The organism is Granulicella sp. dw_53, from assembly GCF_018449545.1.
Lineage (GTDB): Bacteria > Acidobacteriota > Terriglobia > Terriglobales > Acidobacteriaceae > Edaphobacter.
In genome coordinates this window covers 25,124-50,628 of the sequence record NZ_JAAVUR010000015.1, presented here as the reverse complement: position 1 = coordinate 50,628, position 25,505 = coordinate 25,124, and the positions used below count along the sequence as shown (strand labels likewise).

Annotated in this window: 27 protein-coding genes; 20 read left to right on the top strand and 7 right to left on the bottom strand. The window is 60.4% G+C overall.

All coding sequences use genetic code 11. From position 1 onward, the window contains the following. The first annotated feature begins 7 nt into the window (after positions 1–7). Positions 8–739 carry a response regulator transcription factor gene (locus HB393_RS20050; RefSeq protein WP_213806979.1) on the top strand — a complete coding sequence of 244 codons (732 nt, stop codon included), beginning with the start codon at positions 8–10 and terminating at the stop codon, positions 737–739. Between the two features lie 326 nt (positions 740–1,065). Next, the gene (locus HB393_RS20045) at positions 1,066–1,278 is read left to right on the top strand and encodes a hypothetical protein (protein ID WP_213806978.1); all 213 of its coding nucleotides are present in this window, start codon (positions 1,066–1,068) and stop codon (positions 1,276–1,278) included. 2 nt (positions 1,279–1,280) lie between these two features. On the opposite strand, the gene HB393_RS20040 is transcribed toward HB393_RS20045, so the two are convergent. Next, positions 1,281–1,862: a YceI family protein gene (locus tag HB393_RS20040; protein WP_213806977.1), complete on the bottom strand. Its 582-nt coding sequence runs from the start codon at positions 1,860–1,862 to the stop codon at positions 1,281–1,283. Positions 1,863–1,989: 127 nt separating this feature from the next. Here HB393_RS20040 and HB393_RS20035 point away from each other — a divergent pair, with 127 nt between their 5' ends. From HB393_RS20035 to HB393_RS20025, 3 genes are all read left to right on the top strand, one after another. Continuing rightward, on the top strand, positions 1,990–4,467 hold the full coding sequence (locus HB393_RS20035; RefSeq protein WP_213806976.1) for an LptF/LptG family permease: 2,478 nt from the start codon (positions 1,990–1,992) through the stop codon (positions 4,465–4,467). Positions 4,468–4,780: 313 nt separating this feature from the next. Next, on the top strand, positions 4,781–5,515 hold the full coding sequence (locus tag HB393_RS20030) for an FKBP-type peptidyl-prolyl cis-trans isomerase (protein ID WP_213806975.1): 735 nt from the start codon (positions 4,781–4,783) through the stop codon (positions 5,513–5,515). Positions 5,516–5,728: 213 nt separating this feature from the next. Beyond that, positions 5,729–7,573, top strand: coding sequence for an ABC transporter ATP-binding protein (locus HB393_RS20025; protein WP_213806974.1), 1,845 nt, complete (start codon positions 5,729–5,731; stop codon positions 7,571–7,573). A gap of 276 nt (positions 7,574–7,849) precedes the next feature. Here the strand turns inward: HB393_RS20025 and HB393_RS20020 are convergent, their stop codons facing one another. From HB393_RS20020 to HB393_RS20010, 3 genes are all read right to left on the bottom strand, one after another. Next, positions 7,850–8,323 (bottom strand): flagellar export chaperone FliS, encoded by a 474-nt coding sequence (locus tag HB393_RS20020; RefSeq protein WP_255551399.1) that lies wholly within the window; start codon positions 8,321–8,323, stop codon positions 7,850–7,852. Between the two features lie 7 nt (positions 8,324–8,330). After that, positions 8,331–9,698 (bottom strand): flagellar filament capping protein FliD, encoded by a 1,368-nt coding sequence (fliD, locus tag HB393_RS20015; RefSeq protein WP_213806973.1) that lies wholly within the window; start codon positions 9,696–9,698, stop codon positions 8,331–8,333. 158 nt (positions 9,699–9,856) lie between these two features. Then, positions 9,857–11,071, bottom strand: a complete 1,215-nt coding sequence (locus HB393_RS20010; protein WP_213806972.1) for a flagellin — start codon at positions 11,069–11,071, stop codon at positions 9,857–9,859. A 262-nt stretch (positions 11,072–11,333) separates the two neighbouring features. Between HB393_RS20010 and HB393_RS20005 the strand changes: the two genes are divergently transcribed. Genes HB393_RS20005 through HB393_RS19995 form a run of 3 tightly spaced genes read left to right on the top strand, consistent with a single transcriptional unit; the run spans position 11,334 to position 13,192 of the window. Then, entirely contained in the window at positions 11,334–11,609 is a 276-nt protein-coding gene (locus HB393_RS20005) for a flagellar FlbD family protein (RefSeq protein WP_213806971.1), read from the top strand. A 24-nt stretch (positions 11,610–11,633) separates the two neighbouring features. Next, positions 11,634–12,419 (top strand): flagellar motor protein, encoded by a 786-nt coding sequence (locus HB393_RS20000; protein WP_213806970.1) that lies wholly within the window; start codon positions 11,634–11,636, stop codon positions 12,417–12,419. Then, positions 12,416–13,192, top strand: a complete 777-nt coding sequence (locus tag HB393_RS19995; protein WP_213806969.1) for a flagellar motor protein MotB — start codon at positions 12,416–12,418, stop codon at positions 13,190–13,192. The genes HB393_RS20000 and HB393_RS19995 overlap by 4 nt, the downstream gene beginning before the upstream one ends. On the opposite strand, the gene HB393_RS19990 is transcribed toward HB393_RS19995, so the two are convergent. Next, on the bottom strand, positions 13,158–13,589 hold the full coding sequence (locus HB393_RS19990; RefSeq protein ID WP_213806968.1) for a secondary thiamine-phosphate synthase enzyme YjbQ: 432 nt from the start codon (positions 13,587–13,589) through the stop codon (positions 13,158–13,160). The genes HB393_RS19995 and HB393_RS19990 overlap by 35 nt on opposite strands. 75 nt (positions 13,590–13,664) lie before the next feature. Here HB393_RS19990 and HB393_RS19985 point away from each other — a divergent pair, with 75 nt between their 5' ends. The 9 genes from HB393_RS19985 to fdhA all read left to right on the top strand — a co-directional run bounded on the left by HB393_RS19985 (position 13,665) and on the right by fdhA (position 22,102). Further along, the gene (locus tag HB393_RS19985) at positions 13,665–14,114 is read left to right on the top strand and encodes a DUF4375 domain-containing protein (RefSeq protein WP_213806967.1); all 450 of its coding nucleotides are present in this window, start codon (positions 13,665–13,667) and stop codon (positions 14,112–14,114) included. A 35-nt stretch (positions 14,115–14,149) separates the two neighbouring features. Continuing rightward, positions 14,150–14,773, top strand: coding sequence for a non-canonical purine NTP pyrophosphatase (locus HB393_RS19980; RefSeq protein ID WP_213807056.1), 624 nt, complete (start codon positions 14,150–14,152; stop codon positions 14,771–14,773). A 235-nt stretch (positions 14,774–15,008) separates the two neighbouring features. Continuing rightward, on the top strand, positions 15,009–15,815 hold the full coding sequence (locus HB393_RS19975) for a succinate dehydrogenase (RefSeq protein ID WP_213806966.1): 807 nt from the start codon (positions 15,009–15,011) through the stop codon (positions 15,813–15,815). A gap of 180 nt (positions 15,816–15,995) precedes the next feature. Further along, positions 15,996–17,765 carry a succinate dehydrogenase flavoprotein subunit gene (gene sdhA / locus HB393_RS19970; protein ID WP_213806965.1) on the top strand — a complete coding sequence of 590 codons (1,770 nt, stop codon included), beginning with the start codon at positions 15,996–15,998 and terminating at the stop codon, positions 17,763–17,765. 186 nt (positions 17,766–17,951) lie between these two features. Next, positions 17,952–18,233, top strand: coding sequence for a hypothetical protein (locus HB393_RS19965; RefSeq protein WP_213806964.1), 282 nt, complete (start codon positions 17,952–17,954; stop codon positions 18,231–18,233). Positions 18,234–18,258: 25 nt separating this feature from the next. Further along, positions 18,259–19,014, top strand: coding sequence for a succinate dehydrogenase iron-sulfur subunit (gene sdhB / locus HB393_RS19960; RefSeq protein WP_213806963.1), 756 nt, complete (start codon positions 18,259–18,261; stop codon positions 19,012–19,014). 352 nt (positions 19,015–19,366) lie between these two features. Then, entirely contained in the window at positions 19,367–20,353 is a 987-nt protein-coding gene (locus HB393_RS19955; protein ID WP_213806962.1) for a metallophosphoesterase, read from the top strand. Positions 20,354–20,397: 44 nt separating this feature from the next. Continuing rightward, entirely contained in the window at positions 20,398–20,799 is a 402-nt protein-coding gene (locus HB393_RS19950; RefSeq protein WP_213806961.1) for a heme-binding protein, read from the top strand. A gap of 106 nt (positions 20,800–20,905) precedes the next feature. Beyond that, positions 20,906–22,102, top strand: a complete 1,197-nt coding sequence (gene fdhA / locus HB393_RS19945) for a formaldehyde dehydrogenase, glutathione-independent (RefSeq protein ID WP_213806960.1) — start codon at positions 20,906–20,908, stop codon at positions 22,100–22,102. A gap of 77 nt (positions 22,103–22,179) precedes the next feature. Here fdhA and HB393_RS19940 read toward each other — a convergent pair whose 3' ends face one another. Then, complete coding sequence (locus HB393_RS19940) at positions 22,180–22,383, bottom strand: hypothetical protein (protein WP_213806959.1); 204 nt, start codon at positions 22,381–22,383, stop codon at positions 22,180–22,182. Positions 22,384–22,476: 93 nt separating this feature from the next. Here HB393_RS19940 and HB393_RS19935 point away from each other — a divergent pair, with 93 nt between their 5' ends. Next, a complete protein-coding gene (locus HB393_RS19935) occupies positions 22,477–23,640 on the top strand; it encodes a dipeptidase (protein WP_213806958.1) in 1,164 nt (387 codons plus the stop codon). Between the two features lie 2 nt (positions 23,641–23,642). Here the strand turns inward: HB393_RS19935 and HB393_RS19930 are convergent, their stop codons facing one another. Then, on the bottom strand, positions 23,643–23,939 hold the full coding sequence (locus tag HB393_RS19930; RefSeq protein ID WP_213806957.1) for an antibiotic biosynthesis monooxygenase: 297 nt from the start codon (positions 23,937–23,939) through the stop codon (positions 23,643–23,645). Between the two features lie 198 nt (positions 23,940–24,137). On the opposite strand from HB393_RS19930, the gene HB393_RS19925 reads away from it, so the two are divergent. Together HB393_RS19925 and HB393_RS19920 are read left to right on the top strand one after the other, a co-directional pair. Next, the gene (locus tag HB393_RS19925) at positions 24,138–24,731 is read left to right on the top strand and encodes a DUF1440 domain-containing protein (protein WP_213806956.1); all 594 of its coding nucleotides are present in this window, start codon (positions 24,138–24,140) and stop codon (positions 24,729–24,731) included. 25 nt (positions 24,732–24,756) lie between these two features. Beyond that, positions 24,757–25,500, top strand: a complete 744-nt coding sequence (locus HB393_RS19920; RefSeq protein WP_213806955.1) for a peptidylprolyl isomerase — start codon at positions 24,757–24,759, stop codon at positions 25,498–25,500. Positions 25,501–25,505: the final 5 nt, after the last annotated feature.

Here is a 25,505-nt window from a genome sequence, read left to right as displayed (position 1 = left end):
CAGCCTAATGACCTCCACCGCCCCCCTCATCGCCGTAGTAGAAGATGAAGACCACCTCGCCCAGGGCCTGCTCTTCAACCTCCAGGCCGAAGGCTACCGCACTCACCACGAAGCCGACGGCGACGCCGCCCTCGCCTGGCTCCTCAACCCCTCAGAAAAACCCGCCGCCGTCCTGCTCGACTGCATGCTCCCCGGAACCGACGGCTTCACCATCGTCCAGACCCTGCGCGAAGCAAGCATCTACACACCTGTCCTCCTGCTCACCGCCCGCTCCCGCCCCGAAGACATCCTCCAAGGCATCGAAGCCGGAGCCGACGACTACCTCCCCAAGCCCTTCGACCTCAACATTCTCCTCGTCCGCCTCAAATCCCTCCTGCGCCGTACCTCCTGGCAGCAGCAGCCCCCCGCCTCCAACGAACCCCCACCCATCCCCGACGCATACTCCTTCAACCATCGCACCATCCGCTTCGACACCCTCGAGCTCATCGCCCCCGATCGCACCACCCACCTCACCCTCATGGAAGCCGACCTCCTCCGCTTCCTCACCGACCGTGAGGGTCAGATCGTCTCCCGCAAAGACATCCTCGAACAGGTCTGGCGCGTCCACGAGGACACCGACACCCGCGCCATCGACAACTTCATCGTCCGCCTCCGCCGCTACATCGAAGACGACCCAGCCAGCCCCCACCATCTCCTCACCGTCCGCGGCATCGGCTACCGCTTCCTCGCCCACCCCTGACCTGCCACAAATCCGGGTGCCCCACCCTTTTTGCAGTCTCATCGCAAATAGGGTGGGGTATCGTGCAAAGCACGACCGCCTTCCCTCCCTAGCCTCCAACCGCCCGGGAGGGGACCTCAGACAAAACCAACCTGTTTTTTCTTCATCCAACCCCAACCGCCCGGGTGCCCCATCCTTCGCGCCTTTGCCTCTAGCGAAGGGTGGGAACACGAAAACCCGAACCTACAATCACCAATACCTAGCCCAAAACACCATCGCAGGAGTATATTGACCGCAATTCGGCCCAGGCACTAAACAGTCTTTCTTCTTCCAGAAGGAGGCACGTCATGTCGAAATGCACCCTCCGATACATCTTCACCATCCTCATGTACGCGGGAATCTTCGTCTTCCTCATCCCCTACATCTCAGGCAAAACCTCCGCCGCGATGATCTTCCTCATCGCCGGCGTCGGCATAGCCGTAGGCTGCGGCCTGATGCGTTGTTACTTCTCAGAGAGCGACCCCACCGAGCAGCACCTCTCCTCCAAGCCTCTACCCTAGCCTCAGTGCTGAACCGTCCCCACCAACAACAGGTCGATCTGCACCTCTTTGTTCACGCGCAGCATCAACGTGCTCGGGTCCTTCAACCCCCACTTCACATACGGCACAGAAAAAGCTCCCGTCGCGTGAAGTTGATTGCCACTCACCTGCACCTCGATCGGCACATCGATCTCATGCGGCGTCCCCAGCAGCGTGAACACGCCATGCACCTGGAGCGTTGAGTCTCCCATCTCACGGAACTTCCCCGTAAACTTCGTCGGCGCAAAGCTCACCGTCGCAAAGCTCTGCGCCTTCAAGACGTCCTTCTTCATGCGATTGTCCCGCGATGAGCTGCCGCTCTCCCCGCTCAAAGCATCCACCACGATACTTCCCCCAGCCTCCCCAGTAGCCGAATTGAAAGTCACCTCACCCTGCCGCACATGAAACGTCCCATGAACTATATGCAGCACATCCTGCAGCGTGAAGTGAACCTCGCTCTTCACGGGATCCACCACCAGCTTCTCCTGCGCATGTAGACCCAATGGCCCCAGCAGCACTCCCCCAACCAGTAGCACAGCACGAAATAATTTGAATCGCAATTCCATAGGCAATGGGACGCACCTCAACCCAATAGAGTTACCAGCATCCTCTCACGCTGTGAACCTCGGCTGCTCCATCCCATCAAAACCCTCCCGGCACGATACACTTAACCCCAGTCCAAGCATCTCCACCATGCGCATCATCACCAGGTACATCCTTCGCGAAGTCACCTCCCACGCCTTCCTCGGCGGGGCTCTCTTCACCTTCGTGCTCTTCATGAAGGACCTCGGCCGCATCCTCGAGTTCGTCGTTCGCGACTCCGCCTCGCTCGGGGACGTCGCCCGCATCTTCCTCTTCACCCTCCCCAACGCTCTCGTCCTGACGATCCCAATGGCCGTGCTCGTCGGCATCCTGCTCGGCCTCTCCCGCCTCGCCGCCGACTCCGAGATCACCGCCATGCGCGCCTCCGGCATGGGAGCCCTCGACTTCGTCCGCATCGTCTCCCTCGTCTCCGCCGCTGCCCTCGGCCTCGGCCTTCTGAACTCCCTCTTTCTGGCCCCCTACGCCGCCGCCTCTCTCCTCACCTTGGAAGACTCCCTCAAGTCCTCACAAGCCTCCTTCGAGATCCAGCCTCGCGTCTTCTACGAAGACTTCAAGAACTACGTCCTCTACATCCAGGACGTCCGCCCCGCAGCCGGAGCCGCGCTCTGGCACCACGTCTTCCTCGCCGACATCTCCGACCGCGGCAATCCCAACATCACCACCGCCGACCAGGCCGTCGTCGTCAACGGAACCCAGCTTACTGACGCCTCCGTGGCCAACCCCCAATCCCCCCAACAGACCGTCCCCACCATCCGCCTCCACCTCCTCAACGGCGGCCAGCACACCACCTCCACCACCGACCCCAACCAATACAACATCTCCACCTTCACCACCAACGACCTCCCCATTCAGACCGGAGCTCAGGAGGACGCCCACCTCGGCCGCGTCGACACCCCCATCCTCGCTATGCCGCTCGCCGAGCTCATCCGTAATGGCCGTCTCCCCGACACCAGCTCCGATCCCAACGCCCGCAACTCCCGCGTCTATCGCATCGAGTTCAACAAGCGCTTCTCCTATCCCTTCGCCTGCCTCGTTCTAATGCTCGTTGGCGTCCCTCTCGGGCTCTCCTCCAAACGCGGCGGCAAATCCACCGGCTTCGTCCTCACCATCCTGCTCGTCTTCGTCTACTACTTCCTCTCCTCCGTCGGAGTCGCCTTCGCCAAGACCGGCAAACTCAGTCCCTTCCTGGGGGTCTGGGGCGCGAACCTCATCTTCACCGCCGCCGGAGCCCTCCTCCTCTACCAGATGTCCCGTGGAGGAATTGCCCTCGGCCTCTTCGCCGTCATCGGCCAGTGGATCAGCAAACAGATCGCCAGCCTCACCGCCCGCAACAAAGACACCGAGACCGCACTTCCCTCCACCAACATCGCAACCATCCTCCGCCGCCTGCGCGGAGTCCTCGGCACCCGCTTCCCCCTCATCCTCGACGACTACGTCATGCGCGAGTACATGACCAGCTTCGCCCTCATCCTCGCCTCCTTCTCCACCCTCTTCATCATCTTCACCTTCTTCGAGCTCATCGGCGACATCATCCGCAACCGCACCCCGCTCGTCACAGTCGGCGACTACCTCATCAACCTCATCCCCTACATCCTCTACAACGTCACCCCGCTCTGCTCTCTGGTAGCCGTCCTCGTCACCTTCGGCGCGCTTAACCGCTCCTCCGAGCTCACCGCTATGAAGGCCACTGGCATCAGCCTCTACCGCGTCGTCGCGCCTGTCCTGGTCATGGCGCTGCTCATCTCCGCCGCCCTCTTCGCCTTCGACGACTTCTACCTCCCCGCCGCCAACCGCCGCCAGGAAGCCCTCCGCTCCATCATCAAGGGCAAGCCCGCCCAGACCTTCCTTCGCCCCGACCGCAAGTGGATCTCCGGCCAATCCTTCCCCACCGAAACCGCCTCCGCCTTCCCCGGCACGCCGCCCAGCTCCTCATCCGCCTCCAACCCCACCCGCATCTTCTACTACCAGTTCTTCGATCCCGATAAAAACGTCTTCGCCAACCTCACCGTCTTCGAGTTCGACCCCGCCTCCTTTGTCCTCACCCGCCGCATCTTCGCCACCTCCGCCCACTGGGACGAGCACGTCTCCCGCTGGGTCTTCGAAAACGGATGGCAGCGCACCTTCAGCGGCGAGTCCATCTCCTCCTACCAGCCCTTCAGCATCTCCACCTTCCCCGAGATCCACGAACAACCCACCTACTTCAAAAAAGAGGACCTCCAGTCCCAGCAGATGTCCTACGGCGAGCTCTCTCGGTACATCTCCGACCTCAAGCAATCCGGCTTCGACACCAAACGCCTCGCCGTCCAGCTCAACCGCAAAATCGCCTACCCCCTCATCACCTTGGTCATGGCGATGCTCGCCGTCCCCTTCGCCCTCTCCATGGGCAAACGCGGCGGCCTCGCCGGCATCGCCACCGCCATCGGCCTCGCCATCGCCTACTGGGTAGTCGACGGACTCTTCGGAGCCATGGGCAACGTCAACACCCTCCCCGCCTTCCTAGCCGCCTGGTCCCCCGACCTCCTCTTCGGCTTCACCGGAGCCTACCTCCTCCTCCGCACCCCAACCTAAACCCCAGCACAATCCGGGTGCCCCACCCTTTTTGCAGTCTCATCGCAAATAGGGTGGGGTATCGTGCGAAGCGCGACCGCACTCCTCTCCCGGGAACCATAGCCCGGGTGCCCCATCCTTCGCGCCTCTGTCTCTCGCGAAGGGTGGGATCGAACAAAAGCCCGACTGACTCCCAGCCACACCACTCACGAAGTCCGAAGGGAGACCCATTCAAAGGTCCCGGAAAAAACCACACAGGTAATCCAATAAAAATCCAACACAAACACCCACACCCCACCCTCCCTACCCAAATCCGTCCTAAACTAATCTCACAATGACCTCGAACCGCTCTGCGCTCGTCCTCCTCGCCGCCCTTACCGCTGCGGCCTCCGCTCAAACCACTCCCGTCACCCCCAAAAAGCCCGCCACAACCACCACCACGACCCACCACACCACGGCCACCGCCACCAAGAAGCCCGCAACCACCGCCACCCCCGTGGCCGACCCCAAAGACGCGCCCCCCAACGTCCCCAAGATCACCGGCACCCCCAAGCCCCTCTACACCCTTCGCTACGTCGACACCGTCATCGGCACCGGCCCCCTCGCCGAACCCCGCAAGTTCTACACAGTCCACTACACCGGCTGGACCACCGACGGCACCAAATTCGACTCCTCCGTAGACCGCGGCACCCCCATCACCTTCCCCTACGGAGCCCATCAGGTCATCCCCGGCTGGGACACCGGCTTCCAGGACATGCACGTCGGAGGCAAGCGCCGCCTCTTCATCCCCTACCAGCTAGCCTACGGAGAGGCCGGCCGGCCGCCCGTCATCCCCGCCAAGGCCGACCTCATCTTCGACATCGAACTCATCAGCATGTCCGACACCCCACCCGCACCCCCAACCAAGCCGGCAGAGCCCACCAAACCAGCCGACTCCACGAAGCCGCCAACCGACCCGGCCAAGCCCGCCTCGGAGACAGCCAAGCCCCCCACCGATCCCACCAAGCCAACGGTAGACCCCGCCAAACCCGCCGACTCCACCGCCCCAGCAAAACCCCAGGGCCTCTAACCTCCAGAAACCGCAAGCCCCGGGTGCCCCATCCTTTTGCAGTCTCATCGCAAATAGGGTGGGGTATCGTGCGTAAGCACGACCGCCTTCCTTCCCCATCCCCAACCGCCAAGTGCCCATCCTGAATGGGCCCCACCCACCACCCCGCTATACTGAATTCGCACCCAAACCACCCCCGCGCGACTCTAATCTCCAAGGCCAATCTCTATCAAAATGCTAGATCGACTCCGACCCTTAAAACCCTATCTCAAGCGATATAGAAAGAACCTCGCTTGGGGCGGCGTCTCCGTCATCTTCTACAACGTCATCGCCGTCCTACTTCCCCAGGTGGTCGGCCACGCCATCGACGACATGCGCCACGGAGTCACCGAGCAGAAGATCGTCTTCCACTCCCTCCGCATCCTCCTCATCGCGACCCTCTCGGCGATCTTCCTCTACATCACTCGTCAGGTCATCATCGGCGCCTCCCGCGAGATCGAGTTCGACCTCCGCAACGACCTCTTCGCCAACCTCGAGCGCCAGCCCCCCGCCTTCTACCACACCCACCGCACCGGCGACATCATGGCCCGCACCACCAACGACCTCGCCGCCGTCCGCCAGCTCCTCGGCCCCGCCATCATGTACAGCGCCAACACCATCGTCTTCACCCTCTCCGCGCTGCCCTTCATGATCCGCATCAGCCCCTGGCTCACCCTTTGCGCCTTCGGCCCGCTCCCCATCGCCTCGGTCCTCGTCCAGTACTTCGGAGCCCGCATCCACAACCGCTTCGAGCGCATCCAGGCCATGTTCTCCGACATCTCCGCCAAAGCACAGGAGAACTTCTCCGGAGCCCGCCTCATCCGCGCCTTCGCCCAGGAGGACGCCGAGATCGCCTTCTTCGAGACCGCCAACCTCGAATACATCCGCCGCTCCCTCCACCTCGTCCGCCTCATGGCCATGCTCTGGCCCACCCTCGAGTTCGTCCTCGGCCTCTCCCTCATGATCACCCTCCTCGTCGGCGGCCACGAGGTCATCCACCACCACATCTCCGTCGGCGACTTCACCGCCTTCAGCATCTACATGGTCCGCCTCACCTGGCCCATGATCGCCATCGGCTGGGTCGTCAACCTCTTCCAGCGCGGCACCGCCTCCGTAGTCCGCATCGACGAGCTACTCAAACAAGAGCCCGCCATAGCCGACACCCCAGAAGCTCTAAGCCGTCATCCTGAACGCAGTGAAGGACCTCTGTATTCCGGCAATGGCCCCACAAAACCCTCCCCAAAGCCACAGCCCGCTAACCCCTACCCCCTAATCTCTAACCCCTCCTTCTCCGGCGAGATCACCTTCAAAGACCTCACCTTCGCCTACGCCGACGCCCCACCCGTCCTGCACGACATCAATCTCCACATCCCCGCCGGCTCCTCGCTCGCCATCGTCGGGCCAACCGGCTCCGGCAAGTCGACCCTCGTCAACCTCATTCCGCGCATGCTCGACGCCGCCCCCGGAACCGTCCTCATCGACGGCCAACCCATCCGCAGCCTCTCCCTCAACACCCTCCGCAGTAACATCGGCTTCGTCCCCCAGGAGACCTTCCTCTTCTCCGAGACCATCCGCCAAAACATCGCCTTCGGCACCCCCCAAGCCACCGACGCCGAGGTCGAAGACGCCGCCACCATCGCCCACATCGCCACCGAGATCCTCGAGTTCCCCCTCGGCTTCAAGACCATGGTCGGCGAGCGCGGCATCACCCTCTCCGGCGGCCAGAAACAGCGCACCGCCATCGCCCGCGCCGTCATCCGCAACCCCCGCATCCTCATCCTCGACGACGCGCTCGCCAGTGTAGACACCTACACCGAAGAACAGATCCTCAACGGCCTACGCCGCGTCATGCAGGACCGCACCACCATCTTTATCTCCCACCGCATCTCCACCGCCCGCAACGCCGACCAGATCGCCGTCCTCGTGGCCGGACGCATCGTAGAACGAGGCACCCACGACGAGCTCCTCCTCCTCAACGGCTACTACACCAGCCTCTACGAGAAGCAGCGCCTCGAAGAAGAGATAGCCGTAGCCACCTAGCAATTCTTCAAATCCACTTACAACGACTTACAACAGAAGACTTACAACCACCCACCCAAATTTGTCATCCTGAGCGAAGTAACTCGCAGCTTCATCGCGAGTTACGCAGTCGAAGGACCCGCGGTTGCACTTGCTGTTGCCTGTTTTACGCATTGTCCGCTCAACCCAAACAGCCCGGGTGCCCCATCCTTCGCGCCTTTGTCTCTCGCGAAGGGTGGGAACCAAAACCCTCCCCCACCCCGAAGCCTCTGCCAACCTCCAACCAGCCTCAAAAAATCAAGCCAACCACCGCGAACCAACCGCCTCACAATCATTCAAAGACACCGCACCCCCAGGCACAAACCTCTCCTCCCGCGTCCGCAACTCTCGCGGCAGAATCTTACCCACCTCCGGGTCCCGCGCCGCCACCACCCACGCATCCCGAACATTCAGGACATTGGCAATCACCTCCTGAAACTGCTCAGCAGACCCAGAGTGCGAAGCCTCCAGCGTCAACGTAAACATCGCCGCATAAAAATCCGACAACGCCGACGCCGGAGCCCCACCCACATCCGGTCGCAGCCTTGCCTGCAGATACATCAGGATGTCCACCACCTTCTTCACCGCGACGCGCCGTCCACGAACGTCGCCCTCCGCCGCGCACGCCATCGCACGGTACAGAAACCGAATCGCCGCATCGTAGAGCGCCACCACCAACTCCACCCCCGTCGCGCCCGCTAAAGCCTGCTCCTGGTATCCGCCGTTCATCATGCCTCCCCTACTTTTGCTGGTTGAAGCCCGTAACAGCGCTATAAATTTGGTTGATCTCGTTCAACTGCTGCGGAATCGACTGCAGAATCTGATTCGCTTCATTCAGCTCCGTCGTTAGAGTCACCTTCTGGGCAGCGATACGGTCCTCCTGATCGCTGATGCTCTGATTCAACGCCGCCTCTTGTGCACTGTTCTGCTGTTGCGCGAGAGCCACCGCGCCTTGCGTCGAAGACGAGCCCAGCGAGTTTAGCGTCGTAGCAAAATTCTGCCCGAAGCTGCCGGCATTCTGCAGGAATCCCGTGACGTCTGCGAAGTGACTGTTCAACGCGGTGCTGAGAGCATTCGCATCCAACGTCAGCGTCCCATCCTTGTTCACGCTGATCCCCAACTGCGTCACGCTGCTAATCGCTCCGCTCGCTCCTCCACCGAGCAAGGCGCTCGCCATCTGGTTTTGGATCAGCGCCAGCGTCGAACTTCCGGAGAGCGGTTCAGCCGCGCCCGAGGCATCCTTGCCCTCCTGGCCATTCAAGTCGGCCACCACCGCGTTATACGCATTCACAAAGTTGCTGAAGGCCGTCGCAATCGCACCGGTGTCGTTCGCGATCACCACCTGGACCGGCTCATCTTTATTAGCCGAGAGAATTTGAAACGTGACCCCCGGAATCGCCGTGGTGATCGTATTGCTCGCGCTGGTCATATCGATGCCATCGACGTTCAACTTCGCATCCGCGCCCACCTGGCCGACATTAAACCCGAGCGACGCACCCGTCTTCGTATCCGACAGCGTGCTATCAATCGTAAACGTGCCAGCACTTCCGCCAGTATTGCTGGTCAACGAAAGCCGCGACCCGGACGTATCGCTGATAATCCGTGCGGTCACACCCAGATCCTTGGAATTAATCGCCGCCGCAAAGCTCGCCAGCGTATTGCTCGAGTCGTCTGTTGTAATCTCCTGGCTCGTTCCGTCTGCCAGAGTAATCGTTATACCTCCGGAGATCGTATCGGTCGCATCTTTCACCGCATCCGAGACCTCCGACGCCGTCGACGCAAGAGAGGACACCACCACCGTGTGACTGCCCGCCACCGCCGTCGCGTCCGCCGAACTCAGTCCCAGGATGTTGGTGTCCGAGCTTGAGCCCTGCATCTGCGACAACGCACCCGAAAAGTCCGTCAGGGCCTGCAGGTTCGTGGTGAGCGTCGCCAGATCTTTACCCAGCGCCGACAACACCGTGTCCTGCGACTGCAAGGCAGACAACTGATTCTTCCATGGCGTCTCGATCCCCTGCTGAATCGACAGGATTGCAGACACCGTCGAGGCAACGTCGAAGCCGTTCCCGCTGGTAGCCGAACCAAAGTTAATTCCAACTGTCCCCATTGACGCCTCTCCTCCCCTTCATCGGCAGCGAAACGGCTGCCCATGAGACCTACTGCAAGTTACGATCCAGAACGAACCCGGATGGATTAGCAAACTCTAAGCTAAGGAGAAGTCGGCTGCGAGCGGCAGATTCTCCGCTCGCAGCCCTTCTCTTCCGACTATTGCAGCAGCTTGAGGATCTCCTGCTGCACGCTGTTCGCCTGCGACAGCGCGGCAATACCGGTCTGGCTTAGCACCTGGAACTTCGCCATGTCGCTGGTCGCCTGACCGTAGTTGGTCGAACGAATGCTGCTCTCCGCCGAGGTGAGGTTGGTGGACTCAGACGAAGCAACGTTGGAAGCTGCCTGCAACTGGTTGATGTCAGCGCCGATGACGCCACGTTGATACGCTACATCCGCGATCGCTTGGGTGACACTCGTCAAGATACCCGTAGCTGTATTCGCATTCAGCGTTGCGTTGGTCGAAGTAGCAGAGAAGTCGACTCCAGCGCCGTTGGCGTTCGGGTCAGTCGTTTGAGACAACGTCGTGCCAGTGAAGCTCAGAGTGTTGGCGGTGCCCGTAGGACCAGTGATAATCAGCTTGCCAGCGTCGGCGCCTGTACCAACGCTCGCTACCAGGCCTGAAGTACCAGCCGCGTACTGTGTGTTCAACTGCGTCACGGCGTCTGCCAACGTCGTCCCGGCAGCGATCGTCGAAGTAACCGCTGCTCCACCCCCTACGGTGACGCTTAAGGTACCGGAGATCGTGTTCCCAGCGCCCAACGCATCAAATGTCCCTGTACCGTTCGCTGTAGCCGTCGGAGCAACCACAGTAGGAGCCGCCAGGGCAGTAGTCGTAGATGTCCCTGTCGGCGACGACACACCTACGCTGTTCAAGGTAAGAGCTCCGATCACCTCGTTGTAAGTTGTCGCACCCGAGGCGGTTCCGTCGCTGACAAAGACTGTCTTCGCGGTATTTGAAAATACTTGGTTTCCGTTGAAGTTCGTGGTCGATCCGATGTTAGCGATCTCGGTCAGGATGTTCTGATACTCCTGGTTGGCAGAGCTGACCTGGCTGCTGTTCAAGGTCTGGTTGGAAGCCTCGGTTGCCAGCGTTACAGCGCGATCCAGCAGGTTCGTCACCTGCGCGAGCGCACCGTCCGCCGTCTGCAACAGCCCCACACCGTCGTCGGCATTCTGGGTCGACTGTGTCAACGCAGCAACGTTGGCATGAAGACCGTCTGCTACTGCCAGGCCGGACGCGTCGTCTGCGCCGCTGTTGATACGAGAGCCGGACGAGAGCTGCTCAAGAACATTCTGAAGGCTGTTCTGGGATTGGTTGAGATTGTTCTGCGCGTAAATCGCCGCGATATTATTCAATACACTCAGGGACATGGTGGAACGCTCCTCTGTTGCTAGATTTGTGGCCAACCGCGTCGCCTGTTCCCGGGTGCTTTGCCGAATCCTGTAAAAGCTACCATCGCTGTCACAAAAACCGGATTACACTGCGAAAGGCTCTGCGTTCTCCCCCCTCATCGGCGCACCCTACCCTCCCATTAGCTCCGTCGCCATCCTTCGATCCAAAGGTACTGTTACCTCTCAGAAGCTATTGGCGCCTGCTTTTCAGCCGATACAGCCCACAGAAGGGATCTTCCTTATGATTCAACTCACACGGCTCAACGGCAGCCGCCTCGACGTCAACTGCGACCTCATCAAATACGCCGAAGCCTCTCCCGACACCGTCCTCACCCTCGTCACCGGCGAGAAGCTCGTCGTCCTCGAATCCTGCGACGAGGTCTCGCGTCAGGCACTGATCTATCGCGCCGCCATCCTGCGTGAAGCATGGCCCGAAGCCTCTCCCGCTCTCACCGCCAAAGCCTCCTTCGACGCCCACAGAGACGCGCTCGACCAGGCCACCGAACACTCACGCTAACCAACAACTATCTAAGGAACCTTCATGGACTTCGCCAGCATCGGTGGAATTCTGCTCGCCGCCTTCGGCATCCTCTTCGGCATGACCATCGAAGGCGGCAGCATCGCCCAGATTGCCCAGCCTACCGCCGCCATGATCGTCTGCGGAGGAACCTTCGGTGCCGTCCTGCTCCAATTCCCTCTCTCCACCTGCCTCGCCGCAATCAAGCAGGCCGCCAAGATCTTCCTCCACAAGAACGAGGACGGCGAGGCCGTTCTAGCCCAGATCGTCGCCTTCGCCTACAAGGCCCGCAAGAGCGGCATTGTCTCTCTCGACTCCGATCTCCCATCCGTACAGGATCCGTTCCTCAAACAAGCCCTCATGCTGGCCATCGATGGAACCGAACCCAGCGAGGTCCGAAAGATCATGCAACTGGAGCTCGACAACAAATCCGAGCTCGAAGAGAGCATCCCCGCTGTCTTCGAGGCCGCCGGAGGCTACGCCCCCACCGTCGGAATCATCGGTGCCGTCATTGGCCTCATCCAGGTCATGAAGAACCTCGACAACATCGACGAGGTCGGCCGGGGAATCGCGACCGCATTCGTCGCCACTATCTACGGAGTCGCCGCCGCCAACCTGCTCTGCCTTCCCGCAGCCGGCAAACTCAAGTTCCGCCACCGCGAGGAGCAACGGATCAAAGAGATGATGCTCGAAGGAGTGATCTCCATCCTCGAAGGCATGAATCCCCGCATGGTCGAGACCAAGCTCCGCACCTTCCTCTTCCACGCAAAACCCGCCAGCGCTCCGAAGCGACAAGAGGCCACCGCATGAGCAGGAAAAAGCATAAGCCCCACGTCAACCACGAACGCTGGCTCGTCTCCTACGCCGACTTCATCACCTTGCTCTTCGCCTTCTTCGTGGTCCTCTTCGCCTCCAGCCAGTCCGACCGCAAGAAGCAGTCCCAACTCGCCGCCGCCATGCAAGCCGCCTTCATCACAAAGAATATCTTCGAGCCCCACTCCAAGACCCCATCACTCACCCCAAGCTCTGGCTCCTCCATCAACTCGCGGCCAGTTCCCATTCAGCCGCCCTTGCCCACCGCCGAAGATCCCATCGTCCAGCCCGCCCAGGAGACCGCCAGACAGATCGAAGCCCAAATCTCCAAGCTGCTCCAGGACAAAACCATCGGAGCCCACATCCCTCGTGGCAGCGTCAACGTTAGCCTCACCGATCAGGGAATCGTCATCTCCCTCCACGAAGCCGGCTTCTTCTCCTCCGCCTCCGCCGAGGTCAACCCGTCCTCAGTCCCCTTCCTGGAGAGACTCGCAACCACCCTCCACCCCGGCCCTCTACGCGTAGAAGGCCACACCGACAACGTCCCCATCCACACCACCCAGTTCCCCACCAACTGGGAGCTCTCCACCGCCCGCTCCACCACCATTGCGCGCCTGCTCCTGGAGCACAGCACCATCCACCCCGCCAACCTCTCCGCCTCCGGCTACGCCGAGTTCCACCCCATCGCGTCCAACGCCACCGAAGCCGGCCGCGCCCGCAACCGACGCGTCGACATCATCCTTTTGCGATCCCCAACACCTTCACGATAATCTTCTTCGCCCGCTGTCCATCGAACTCCGCGTAGAAGATCCTCTGCCACCGGCCCAGATCAAGCCGCCCCCTCGTCACCGGCAGCGTGGTCTCATGGTGCAGCAGCAGCGACTTCAGATGCGCATCCCCATTATCCTCGCCCGTCTGATGATGCTTGTACCCCGGCCAACGCGGAGCCAGCTTCTCCAGCCACACCCCGATGTCCTCGATCAAGCCCTCCTCGTTGTCATTCACATAGATCGCCGCCGTAATATGCATCGGTGAGACAAAGCACAACCCATCGTCCACCTCGCTTCGCCGGACGATCTCTTCCAGCTGCGGCGTCAGGTGCACCATCTCATACCGGTCATCCGTCGTAACCGTCAAATACTCCGTATGCGCCTTCATCTCTGCCATATGTGTCCTCTATCTTGTTCCGTCAATTGAAACCATCCTAATGCCGCAAACAAAAAACTCCATTCCAGTAATGGCATGTCTGAGCCAAGCAACGATCCTGAGTCTTACATCGATTTGGTCTGGGAGCAGATCGACATCTATAACGGAGCAGAAGCATTCCTAAACAGCTACGCCGGGGCTGCACAGCCCGCCGGACTTCTATATGCAGCTCATTTTGCGCAATCTGAAATATGTAATGGTGGATTCATGCAGTTGTTTTTGAACAGCACCGGTGTTCTCTCTCTAGAGGCCGCAGAAGGATTTCGTTTGATCGGTATGCAGCACACGGCTGATCTACTGGTCTCTGCCATGCAGACACTTGGAGACCCGTTTCCTCGCGACCGAAAAGAACGTCAGAGCCGCCTTGAAGCTGTCTCAGAAGCTGCTCTGAATGAACTTGCCAAGCGTTTTTATGTCGAATTAGAGACCGAGAATGCTGGGTTTGATTCTGCCATCAGTATTTTTTGCCAAAAGCAGAACGCCTAAGTGACTTTCAACCTATCTGACCGAACCACTAAGTGATGATCCTCTACGTAGCCACCACCAATCCAGGCAAGCTCCGCGACTTCGCCACCGCCACCGCCGACACCACCCTCGCTGATCACATCACCATCCTTCCCTTACCCGGCCTTCAGAGCATCCCAGCCCCCATCGAAGACGAGCCCACCTTCGAAGGCAACGCCATCCTTAAAGCCTGCTTCTACTCCCTCCACGCCCCCGGCCACATCGTTCTCGCCGACGACTCCGGCCTCGAAGTCGACGCACTCGACGGCGCACCCGGAGTCCGCTCCGCCCGCTACGCCGAAGATGTGGCCTATCCCACCATCGACTCCACCCTCCCTCTCGACACCCGCAACAACCTAACCCTCCTCCAAGCCCTCTCCTCCACGTCTGCCCCCCACACCGCCCGCTACAGATGCGTCCTGGCCGCAGCACGCGACGGCGAAACCCTCCACACCGCCTCGGGCACGATCGAAGGCGAAATCCTATCCACCCCGCAAGGCGCCGGAGGCTTCGGCTACGATCCCCTCTTCTATTTGCCCGAGCATCACCTCACCATGGCCCAGCTCGATCCGATCACCCGGCTCACCCTCAGCCATCGCGGACGCGCTCTCACCGCCCTCCTTCGCATGCTCCATATCTAATGCCAGATCTCCCAAATCGATTGCACGGATTTCAACGAAACCACAATTTCGCACAAACGTAACGATAACCGCACAAAGCCCCTCAGTTTCCTTGACGCTGGTTCGGCCACAGCGGAATAATCAGCCTGCTGCTCCATTCCTGCAGTAGCTTTGTAGTACCGTCACTTCAGTTCAAAGATCAGGACTTTCCCGGCCACATCCCCGGACTTTCCGGTCCAGATTCAAGGAGCCCTTTATGGCCACCACCGCACCGCCTGCCCCCTCCTCCGCGCCGCCACTCCGTGGTGTGCAGCCGCTACGCGCAGGACAGGGCAACTCCTTCCTCTGGCGCAAGCTCCACTCCCTCTCCGGAATCGTCCCCATCGGTGCCTTCCTCATCGAGCACATCGTCTCCAACTTCGAGACCATCAACGGCCCCCTCGCCTACGCCCAGCAGGTCAAGTTCCTCAACTCCCTCCCCCTCGTCCGCGTTCTGGAATGGGCCTTCATCTTCATCCCGCTGGGCTTCCACGCCCTCTACGGCGTCTTCATCGCCTTCCGCGGCCGCGCCAACGTCAACGTCTACCCCTGGGCCGGAAACTGGATGTATATCTCCCAGCGCATCACCGGCCTAATCGCCTTCGCCTACATCATCCAGCACGTCTGGCGTCAGCGCTTCTCCGGAGTCAGCCTCCCCGAGCACCCCGGCGCAGCCTTCCACAAGGTGCAGGTCGAGCTCTCCAACCCCTGGATGCTCGCCATCTACGTCATCGCCATGGTCGCCACCACCTGGCACTTCGCCTACGGCATCTGGCTCTTCGCCGCCAAGTGGGGCATCACCCCTGGCGATAAAGCCCGCAAGCGCTTCGGATACGTCTGCGCAGCCTTCGGCACCGCCCTCTGCATCATGGGCCTGGTCAGCATCTACGGCATCGTCGGCCCCAAGTACCAGAACGCCCCGGAAGACGTCATGCCCGAGCAGCCCGCTGGCATCGTCCTCCCCGCACCCAATACGCCGCCGCCAAACTCCACCAACCCCGATCCGTCCGTCCTTCAGAAATAAGGTCCTCGGAGTTTGCCACCCCACTTTAGTAGCAGTCATTCAGGATTAGCAGCCCTTGCACAATAAGCAGTCTTTCAGGGATTAGCAGTGGGCTTTAGCCCACTGAAATAAGCACCGCAAGAAAAGGGCTTTAGCCCCGGGCCTTCTTTCGCACAAGGCGAAAAGCCGAGAGGAAACAGCATGGCAGCATCACCCCGCATCATCGTAGTAGGCGGAGGACTCGCCGGACTCGCCGCCGTCATCAAGATCGCCGAAGCCGGCGGCACCGTCGACCTCTTCTCCATCGTCCCGGTCAAGCGCTCGCACTCCGTCTGCGCTCAGGGCGGCATCAACGCCGCCAAAGACCTCAAGGGCGAAGGCGACTCCGTCCTCAAGCACTTCGACGACACCGTCTACGGCGGCGACTTCCTCGCCAACCAGACCCCCGTCAAGAACATGACCGCGCAGGGCCCCGCCATCATCGACCTCCTCGACCGCATGGGCGTCCCCTTCAACCGCACCCCCGAAGGTCTCCTCGACTTCCGCCGCTTCGGTGGAACCCTCTACCAGCGCACCGCCTTCGCCGGAGCCACCACCGGCCAGCAGCTTCTCTACGCCCTCGACGAGCAGGTCCGCCGCCACGAGTCCGAAGGCAAGGTCACCAAATACGAGGGCTGGGAGTTCCTCTCCGCCATCCTCGACTCCAAAGGAGCCTGCCGCGGCATCGTCGCCCTCGACCTCCGCACCATGGAGACCCGCACCTTCCCCGCCGACGCCATCATCGTCTGCACCGGCGGCAACGGAGCCATCTTCGGCAAATCCACCAACTCCGTCGTCTGCACCGGCTCCGCCCAGTCCGCCCTCTACCAGCAGGGAGCCTTCTACGCCAACGGCGAGTTCATTCAGGTCCATCCCACCGCCATCCCCGGCGAAGACAAGCTCCGCCTCATGTCCGAGTCCGCCCGCGGCGAAGGTGGCCGCGTCTGGGTGCCTCGCGACCGCAACGACAAACGCGTCGCCCGTTCTATCCCCGAGGCCGACCGCTACTACTTCCTCGAAGAGCGCTACCCCAAGTACGGCAACCTCGTCCCCCGCGACATCGCCACCCGCGAGATCTTCAAGATCGTCTATGAGGACAACATGGGCATCGACGGCCAGCCCATGGTCTACCTCGACCTCACTCATCTACCCAAAGAGCGTCTGCACAAGCTCGAAGGCATCCTCGAGATCTACGAGAAGTTCGTCGGCGATGATCCCCGCGAAGTCCCCATGAAGATCTTCCCCGGCATGCACTACACCATGGGCGGACTCTGGGTCGACTTCAACCAGCAGACCAACATCCCGGGCGTCTTCGCCGCGGGCGAGGCCGACTACTCCATCCACGGAGCCAACCGCCTCGGAGCCAACTCCCTCCTCTCCTGCATCTACGGAGGCTTCGTCGCCGGTCCCCAGGCCATCGCCTACGCCAAGGCCCTGCCCAAACAGGAGGGCGACGGCGGCCACGCTGCGGAGCTACAACGCCAGAAAGAAAAGAACCAGGCCCTGCTCTCCTCCACCGGCACCGAGAACCCCTTCAAGATCTGGCGCGAGCTCGGCGAGACCATGACCAAGCACGCTACCATCGTCCGCTACAACGCCGGTCTGGACGAAGCCGACGCCAAGCTCGTCGAGCTCCTCGACCGCTACAAGAACATCAACCTCTCCGACAAGAGCCAGTGGGCTAACACCAGCTTCGCCTTCACCCGCAACCTCTACAACATGCTCGAACTCGGCCGCGTCATCGTCCAGGGCGCACGCCTCCGCGACGAGTCCCGCGGAGCCCACTACAAGCCCGACTTCCCAGACCGTAACGACGAGAAGTTCCTCAAAACCACCAAGGCCGCGTTCGTCGGCGGTGCACCTGAGATCACTTACGAGGACGTAGATATCAGCCATATCAAGCCGCGTCCGCGCGTCTATACGTCTACCTAGCATCCAATGCCATACATTCGCCACAAATCCGCTGATGAAAGGACATCCAGTGCGCGTGCGCTAGTGAAAGCGTTGCTGCGAGAGATGCCTGGCGTAAGCAGTGTTCATCAAAACGAATGTATACATCGTGTGGCTTTGTACAAAATTACGGAAGCCGACTGCAAGTACAAGTTTCGGACCAGGTACATGTCTAATGCTGCACTAGAATTTGCTAAGACCCAGACGAAAATTGGCAGTGGCGGGGTCTTAGTCCATGAGCATGTAACGGAGAGAAGCAAGATCATCAGCAGCCTTCTTAAGGCTTCTCCTGAAGAAGTCGACGCGATACTCGACAGCGTTGTCGCATGCGTCGTGACGAAAGAAGAACACAAAAAATTGAACAACTCGAAGAAGGCGCACGGTTGGGAGCGATACCGAGCGGCAGAAATTCGAGTGCGCGATACGCTCACGGATTCTCAACATATTTAGCTTTAGTTTCAAAACAGGTGAAACCATGCCAAGCACCATCAAAGTCGAAATCAAGCGCCAGGCCACCCCGGACGCCGCCTCCACCACCGAGAAGTTCGAGGTCCCCTATCGGCCGAACATGAACATCACCTCACTCCTCGGCGAGATCGCGCTCAACCCCACCACCATCTCCGGTCAGGCCACCACGCCCATCTCCTACGACTCCAACTGCCTCGAAGAGATCTGCGGCTCCTGCGCGATGCTGATCAACGGCAAGGCCCGCATGGCCTGCTCCGCTCTGGTAGACAAGCTCCGCACCGGCGACGAGCCCATCACCCTTGCGCCCCTCTCCAAGTTCCCCGTCGTCCGCGACCTCGCCGTAGACCGCTCCGTCCTCTTCCAGAACCTCAAGGCCGTCAAAGCCTGGGTCCCCATCGACGGCACCTACGACCTCGGCGCTGGCCCCCGCCAGATCCCCCAGATTCAGGAGCAGCGCTACCCCCTCTCCAACTGCATCTCCTGCACCATCTGCATGGAGGTCTGCCCCCAGTTCAACGACTCCACCAACTTCGTCGGAGCCGCCACCATCGCCCAGGTCAAGCTCTTCAACATGGACCCAGCCGGCTCCGTCCTCAAGGAAGAGCGTCTCCGCGCCCTCGCCGGCGACGGCGGCATCCAGGAGTGCGGCTTCGCCCAGAACTGCGTCGAGGCCTGCCCCAAACAGCTCCCCCTCACCGAAGCCATCTCCGACATGAGCCGCGACGTCATCGTCCAGGGAGTCAAGGACCTCTTCACCAGATAACCCCAAATCCTTGTCAAGCCCCCGAAAGCCGTTCTATCCATTCAAACCATTGAAAAGAATGGCGATAATAAAATCAGCAAAGTGGCACGTTAGTTTTGGGCCGCTTGATAAAATAGAACCAGCATCGAAAAAGAAGACCCCAGCCAGTCTGGGGTCTTGCTCTTTAACAATCGAAAGTCCGGTAACCCTATGTGAGTCCGGTAACCCTATGTGCTGCACGTATTTGGACGTAAGCCCTTTCCTTAGACCTACTTGGCGGCAGAGCTTCCCCATATCTCACTGAAACGAAGCCGTTTATCCGCGGGCAAGGGGGGTGGGGGTCAGGCGGAAAGACATGCGGTAGCATGGCTGCATGACGGATCTCACCCGCCGCCACTTCCTCACCCTCTCCGCGGCGGCAGCAGCCTACTCCTCGTTGCCCCTGCAAGCCCAGCTGCCAACGCCCGGCAACCTCCGTCTGGTCTTCTTCACCGACACCCACAACCAGCCCGAGCTCTCCGCCAACGAAGGCACCGCCAAAGCCCTCACCAAAATCAAGTCCCTAAAACCGGACCTCTGTATCCAGGGCGGCGATCACGTCATGGACATCACCGAAGTCCCCCGCGAGCGCTCCCTCCTCCTCCTCGACCAGTACCAGAAGACCGAGCACATCCTCGACGGCATCCCCATCCATCACGTCCTCGGCAACCACGACGTCTTCGGACGCGATCCAAAATCGGGAATCTCACCCTCCGATCCCCTCTACGGCAAACAAGCCTTCGAGCAGCGCTTCCACTCCAAAACCTACCGCTCCTTCGACCATCAGGGCTATCACTTCATCCTCCTCGACGCCATCGGCATAACTCCAAACCGCGAGTTCGACGCCATCCTCGACTCCACCCAACTCGCATGGTTAGCCGCGGATCTGGCCGCAACGCCCGCAACCATGCCCATCATCGTCGTCAGCCACGTCCCTCTCGTCAGCGCAGCGCCTCAGTACGCTCCTCCGTACAAAGGCAACACCAACCCAGCGCTCCACAGCTACCTTCTTGGCAATGCCTTCCAGGTGCTACCGTTGTTCGAGGGGAAAAACGTCATCGCTGTCCTGCAAGGTCACACGCATCTCAACGAAGTCGTCTACTGGCGTAACATTCCCTTCATCACCAGCGGAGCCATCTGCGGCAACTGGTGGAAAGGCTCCATCCTCGGAACTCCCGAGGGCTTCACCGTAATCGAACTCTATCGTGGCACCGCCCATTGGCACTACGAAACCTACGGCTGGCAGACCGTGGCTCCACAGCCCGATTCGCTCCGCCCCATCGCCAACCCGCGCATAGCGCCGCAGCCTAGCCACACCTGAGCGCATCCAAACATTCCGTAGCTAGCACCCAAACAGGAGAGATCATGATTCAACTCGCAGACGCCCGCCGCATCATCGCCGCAGCAGAGAAGAAAGCCGAAGAGCTCGGCCAGCCCATGAACGTCGCTGTCGTCGACGAAGGAGGCAATCTCATCGCCTTCGAGCGTATGGCCAACGCCTGGCTCGGCTCCATCGACATCTCCCAGAAGAAGGCATGGACCTCCCGCGCCTTCGACATCACCACCAAAGACCTCGGCGACAACTCCCAGCCCAACCAACAGTTCTTCGGCATCAACGCCTCCAACGATGGCAAGGTCATGATCTTCGCCGGCGGTATTCCCATCAAGAAAGACGGCAAGGTAGTAGGCGCGATCGGCGTCAGCGGCGGCTCCGGAGTTCAGGATCACGCTGTAGCGGAAGCCGGCGCGGCAGCCTTCTCCAAATAAGCTAAAAATCAGTTACAGGATATTCACCAGGGAGCGCACATGCGCTCCCTTTCTATTGCAACGATCCTCCCGCGGTTGGAGTCCAATGCGCAGAGGTAAAAATAAAATGGCAGAAAACACCGGAGTCGTCTTCCTGGGACAAAACAAAGTCGAAGTTCAGTCGATCGACTTCCCCAAGATGCAGAATCCCGCAGGGAAAAAGATCAACCACGGCGTCATCTTGAAGGTGGTCTCAACAAACATCTGCGGATCCGACCAGCACATGGTCCGCGGCCGCACCACCGCTCCCACCGGAATGGTCCTCGGCCACGAGATCACAGGCGAGATCATCGAGAAAGGTTCAGACGTCGAATACCTCGACGTCGGCGATCTCGTTACGGTTCCCTTCAACGTCGCCTGTGGACGTTGTCGCGCCTGCAGAGAGCAGAACACCGACGTCTGCCTGAACGTCAACTCCACCCGCGCAGGCGGTGCCTACGGCTATGTGGACATGGGCGGATGGGTCGGAGGTCAGGCCGAATATGTCATGGTTCCCTACGCAGACTTCAACCTCATCAAGTTCCCCAACAAAGACCAGGCCATGGCGAAGATCAAAGATCTCACCATGCTCACCGACATCCTCCCCACAGGCTTCCATGGAGCCATCACTGCAGGCGTACAAGTCGGCTCCATCGTCTACATCGCAGGAGCAGGTCCTGTAGGGCTCGCTGCAGCCGCATCGGCGCACATCCTTGGCGCTGCCCTCGTCATGATCGGAGACATGAACCCCGAGCGCCTCAAGCACGCCAAGAGCGTCGGCTTCATCCCCATCGACCTCACCCAAAGCGATAACCTCGGCGATCTCATCGCCGCCGTCGTAGGCAAGCCAGAGGTAGACGCCGCAGTCGACGCGGTAGGCTTCGAGGCCAAGGCGCAAGGCAAGGACGGTGAGGAGGCTCCAGCAACTGTACTGAACAGCCTGATGACCGTGGTTCGTCCTGCAGGCGGCATCGGCATTCCCGGCCTCTACGTGACGGAAGATCCGGGCGCCAAAGAAGAAGCCTCCAAGACCGGCAACCTCAAGTTACGCTTCGGTCTGGGTTGGGCGAAATCACATCGCTTCTCTACAGGTCAGACCCCCACGCTTAAGTACAATCGACAACTGATGCAGGCGATTCTGCATGATCGTCTTCCGATAGCAAAGATCGTCAACGCCACTGTCATTCCGCTCAGCCAAGCCGCCGAAGGTTACAAGGCCTTCGACTCCGGCGTAGCTAAGAAGTTCGTGCTCGATCCTCACGGTCTCCTCGGCAAAGCCTCATAAATAAATCCAACAAGAAAGCCCGCCGGAATCCGGCGGGCTTTCTTGTTGATAGAAACAAAAATAAACTTTGTTGAAACTTACTTCGTAAACATCGAATTTCCAGGAGTAGTCTCCTCGTTCGAATGAATGCGATTGGTGGCCCGTTTTGCACCCTCCATCGCAACTTTATCCATCTTCTGCTCTTCGGTTTTGCCGGCATTGGTTAGGCTTCCGGGCTTGTTCTCAATCGCTTCATGAGAAGGACGTGCCCCGGTCTTCGTTGCGTTAATTCCTTGTGCCATACATCACCTCTGCATAGACGGATGGCATCTCCTCCACCCAAGGTTGCCCGCCGCCCACAGAGAACGCAGCCTCACCCAGCTCCACTTAGTAGAATGAAAGAGATGATCGTCTCCCCCGAATCTCTCGCCATCCACAACTCCGCGCTCGTCCTCGACACCCACGTCGACACCCCGCAACGCTTCGTCGACGATCACTGGGACTTCACCGGCCCACTCGACGGCGGTCACCTCTCTCTCGACACCGCTCGCCAAGGCAACCTCGCCGGAACCTTCTTTGCCCTCTGGCCCGAACCCACCCAATGGCGTGGCCGCTACGCCCACCGCACCTTCGCTCTCCTCGACGGCGTCCTCGAACAGATCGAACGCCATCCCGAAGCTCTCGCCCTCTGCACCACTCCAGCCGAAATCCTGGCCGCCCGCGCCGAAAAGAAGTTCGCAGTCCTCCTCGGCATAGAAGGCGGCCACGCCATCGAGAACAACCTCGGACTCCTTCGCATCTTCTATCGCCTTGGCGTCCGTTACATGACCCTCACCTGGGCCAACTCCAACGAGTGGGCAGACTCCTCAGGCGACATCAACGATCCCGCCATTCCCCACCACAACGGACTCACCGCCTTTGGCCGCGAAGTGCTGCGCGAGATGAATCGCCTCGGCATGATGATCGACGTCTCCCACGTCTCCGATAAGACCTTCGCCGACGTCCTCGAAGTAACCCGCGCTCCCATCCTCGCCTCGCACTCCTCCGCACGGGCTCTCACTGCTGCTCCCCGCAATCTAACCGACGATCAGCTTCGCGCCATAGCAGCAACCAACAGCGTGGCCATGGCCAACTTCTACCCCGCATTCATCGACGAGACCTGGCGCACCACCTGGAACGCCCAGCGTTCCGAACGCATGCTCGCCCACAAGGCGCTGCAAGCTGAATACACCGCGAAGAACCAACCCATGCCCCACAGCGCCTCAGATCGCCTCGACCGCTCCTTCGCTGCCCGCCTGCGCCGCGCGCCCTTCGTCTCGCTCATCGATCACATCGACCACATGGTGCGCATCGCTGGAATCGACCACGTAGGCATCGGCACCGACTTCGACGGCATCCCCTCTACCCCTGAAGGCATCGACTCCGCGGCGGACCTCCCCAAGGTCACTGCAGCCCTCCATGCCCGCGGATACAACTCTGAAGATCTCCACAAACTACTCGGCGGCAACCTGCTCCGCGTCTTCTCCGCAGTGCAAGCCGCCGCCGGTTCTAAGTCGTAAAATTATTTCTCCGCAATCAAAGTGATCTTGTGGATCTGCGGAGGCTCCGAAAAATACTCATCCGCCTTCGCCATGAGAGCCTTTGCAATCTCACCATTCAGGTGAGCATCCCGTCCTGCCTCGTCGTCAAAGGTGTCGAAGACTCCAAACACGCCAACCTTGTCCTCTTTGAAGCCAAACCAGCGAATCGTGCCGGTCTCCGCCAGCGCCATCTCGCCGCCCTTCTTGAGGAAAGCCTCAACCTCGGCTTCTTTACCCGGCTTCGCCTTCAACTCCGCATACAACGCTAACTTCGCCATGAAATTTCTCCTTGCTCATCAGATGCGCTGCCGCCTTCAAAAAAATTATGAAATCTCGTCTCCAATAAGACATAAGAAGAAGCAATGACCCAAATCTCCTTTAAGAATCCATGAAATCCGCGGTCGCGCCTTATCTAGGCGGCGAACTTCTCATACCTCTCCTCCCATCCGCCTTGCATCCAACGCGGAGAGGTGAACATGAAAACCCATAAACCATCTGTCCTTCGCGGCATCGCCACCGGAGTCGTAGCCGGAGTAGCGGCCACCATCATGATGGATCAGTTCCTCAAACTCTCCTCCCTCAGCCAGAAGGCCCTGGAAAAGCGCCACAAGCTCGCAGAAGGCGAATCCCCCTGGGAGATCGCCCACGAACAGGCCCTGCAGGAGGCCCAGGCAGCCCAGCAGGAGGACTCCACTGAGATCGTCGCCCGCAAGCTCTCCGAGGCCGTCGGCAAGCCCCTTCCCGGCCACGACAAGAAGGCCGCAGGCCAGGCCGTACACTTCACCTTCGGAACTCTGATGGGCATCGTCTACGGCGTCACCTCCGAGATCCTTCCCGAAGCAACCGCCGGCGGCGGCACCGCCTTCGGCACCCTGCTCTTCCTCGGAGCCGATGAGGTCGCCGTCCCCGCCCTTCGCCTCGCTCCTCCACCTACCGAGACCGCTCCCTTCGACCACCTCCAGCACTGGGCCGCCCACGTCGTCTACGGAGGAACCCTCGAGCTCGTCCGAAGCCTCGTCAGCCGTCTTCTTCGGCCACGCCGCTTTGCGCGACTCCCCTGGGTGCGGTAGCCTGTCTCTTGGAGCTTCGCACCGCATGATTCTTCGTTCGCTCGCTTTTGTGCTCGCGCTTACCGCCTCCTCCATCGCGCAGACACCCCAAACTATTCCTCCTGCAACCCCCGCCGCTGCGGCAGACCAGTTGCCGGACGCTCCCAGCACCACCAGCCAGGCCAAACCACCCGTTGTTCCCACCGGCCCCACCGCTGTCATCGACACCACCATGGGACGGCTCACCTGCAAGTTCTACGACGCACAGGCTCCCATCACCGTCGCAAACTTCATCGGTCTCGCGAACGGCACCAAAGACTGGACCGACCCTACCAGCCTCAAGAAGATGCATGCGAAGCCTCTCTACGACGGCACCACCTTCCACCGCGTCATCCCCGGCTTCATGATCCAGGGCGGAGACCCAGCCGGCAACGGCACCGGAGACCCAGGCTACTTCTTCCAGGATGAGTTCGATCCCAACCTCACCTTCGACGAGCCAGGCCGCCTCGCCATGGCCAACTCCGGCCCCAGCACCAATGGCAGCCAGTTCTTCATCACCGAAGACGCCGTTCCCCAGCTCAACGGCAAGCACACCATCTTCGGCCAATGCGACGCTCATTCGGTCCTCCTGGTCGCCTCCATCGCCCGCGTCGCGCGCAACGAAAGCGATAAACCCGTCACCCCGGTTGTCATCCAACACATCACCATCGTCCGCGAAGGACAACCCATGCCGCCCCTTCCCGCTACGCCAGCGACGCCCGTAGCCGAGAAGCCCGAGGCCTCCAGATAGTTTTC

Excerpts from the sequence above, each read along its gene's own strand:
- HB393_RS20050 (WP_213806979.1), top strand. The coding sequence starts at position 8 with ATGACCTCCACCGCCCCCCTCATCGCCGTAGTAGAAGATGAAGACCAC.
- HB393_RS20045 (WP_213806978.1), top strand. The coding sequence starts at position 1,066 with ATGTCGAAATGCACCCTCCGATACATCTTCACCATCCTCATGTACGCG.
- HB393_RS20040 (WP_213806977.1), bottom strand. The coding sequence starts at position 1,862 with ATGGAATTGCGATTCAAATTATTTCGTGCTGTGCTACTGGTTGGGGGA.
- HB393_RS20035 (WP_213806976.1), top strand. The coding sequence starts at position 1,990 with ATGCGCATCATCACCAGGTACATCCTTCGCGAAGTCACCTCCCACGCC.
- HB393_RS20030 (WP_213806975.1), top strand. The coding sequence starts at position 4,781 with ATGACCTCGAACCGCTCTGCGCTCGTCCTCCTCGCCGCCCTTACCGCT.
- HB393_RS20025 (WP_213806974.1), top strand. The coding sequence starts at position 5,729 with ATGCTAGATCGACTCCGACCCTTAAAACCCTATCTCAAGCGATATAGA.
- HB393_RS20020 (WP_255551399.1), bottom strand. The coding sequence starts at position 8,323 with ATGATGAACGGCGGATACCAGGAGCAGGCTTTAGCGGGCGCGACGGGG.
- fliD (WP_213806973.1), bottom strand. The coding sequence starts at position 9,698 with ATGGGGACAGTTGGAATTAACTTTGGTTCGGCTACCAGCGGGAACGGC.
- HB393_RS20010 (WP_213806972.1), bottom strand. The coding sequence starts at position 11,071 with ATGTCCCTGAGTGTATTGAATAATATCGCGGCGATTTACGCGCAGAAC.
- HB393_RS20005 (WP_213806971.1), top strand. The coding sequence starts at position 11,334 with ATGATTCAACTCACACGGCTCAACGGCAGCCGCCTCGACGTCAACTGC.
- HB393_RS20000 (WP_213806970.1), top strand. The coding sequence starts at position 11,634 with ATGGACTTCGCCAGCATCGGTGGAATTCTGCTCGCCGCCTTCGGCATC.
- HB393_RS19995 (WP_213806969.1), top strand. The coding sequence starts at position 12,416 with ATGAGCAGGAAAAAGCATAAGCCCCACGTCAACCACGAACGCTGGCTC.
- HB393_RS19990 (WP_213806968.1), bottom strand. The coding sequence starts at position 13,589 with ATGGCAGAGATGAAGGCGCATACGGAGTATTTGACGGTTACGACGGAT.
- HB393_RS19985 (WP_213806967.1), top strand. The coding sequence starts at position 13,665 with ATGTCTGAGCCAAGCAACGATCCTGAGTCTTACATCGATTTGGTCTGG.
- HB393_RS19980 (WP_213807056.1), top strand. The coding sequence starts at position 14,150 with ATGATCCTCTACGTAGCCACCACCAATCCAGGCAAGCTCCGCGACTTC.
- HB393_RS19975 (WP_213806966.1), top strand. The coding sequence starts at position 15,009 with ATGGCCACCACCGCACCGCCTGCCCCCTCCTCCGCGCCGCCACTCCGT.
- sdhA (WP_213806965.1), top strand. The coding sequence starts at position 15,996 with ATGGCAGCATCACCCCGCATCATCGTAGTAGGCGGAGGACTCGCCGGA.
- HB393_RS19965 (WP_213806964.1), top strand. The coding sequence starts at position 17,952 with ATGTCTAATGCTGCACTAGAATTTGCTAAGACCCAGACGAAAATTGGC.
- sdhB (WP_213806963.1), top strand. The coding sequence starts at position 18,259 with ATGCCAAGCACCATCAAAGTCGAAATCAAGCGCCAGGCCACCCCGGAC.
- HB393_RS19955 (WP_213806962.1), top strand. The coding sequence starts at position 19,367 with ATGACGGATCTCACCCGCCGCCACTTCCTCACCCTCTCCGCGGCGGCA.
- HB393_RS19950 (WP_213806961.1), top strand. The coding sequence starts at position 20,398 with ATGATTCAACTCGCAGACGCCCGCCGCATCATCGCCGCAGCAGAGAAG.
- fdhA (WP_213806960.1), top strand. The coding sequence starts at position 20,906 with ATGGCAGAAAACACCGGAGTCGTCTTCCTGGGACAAAACAAAGTCGAA.
- HB393_RS19940 (WP_213806959.1), bottom strand. The coding sequence starts at position 22,383 with ATGGCACAAGGAATTAACGCAACGAAGACCGGGGCACGTCCTTCTCAT.
- HB393_RS19935 (WP_213806958.1), top strand. The coding sequence starts at position 22,477 with ATGAAAGAGATGATCGTCTCCCCCGAATCTCTCGCCATCCACAACTCC.
- HB393_RS19930 (WP_213806957.1), bottom strand. The coding sequence starts at position 23,939 with ATGGCGAAGTTAGCGTTGTATGCGGAGTTGAAGGCGAAGCCGGGTAAA.
- HB393_RS19925 (WP_213806956.1), top strand. The coding sequence starts at position 24,138 with ATGAAAACCCATAAACCATCTGTCCTTCGCGGCATCGCCACCGGAGTC.
- HB393_RS19920 (WP_213806955.1), top strand. The coding sequence starts at position 24,757 with ATGATTCTTCGTTCGCTCGCTTTTGTGCTCGCGCTTACCGCCTCCTCC.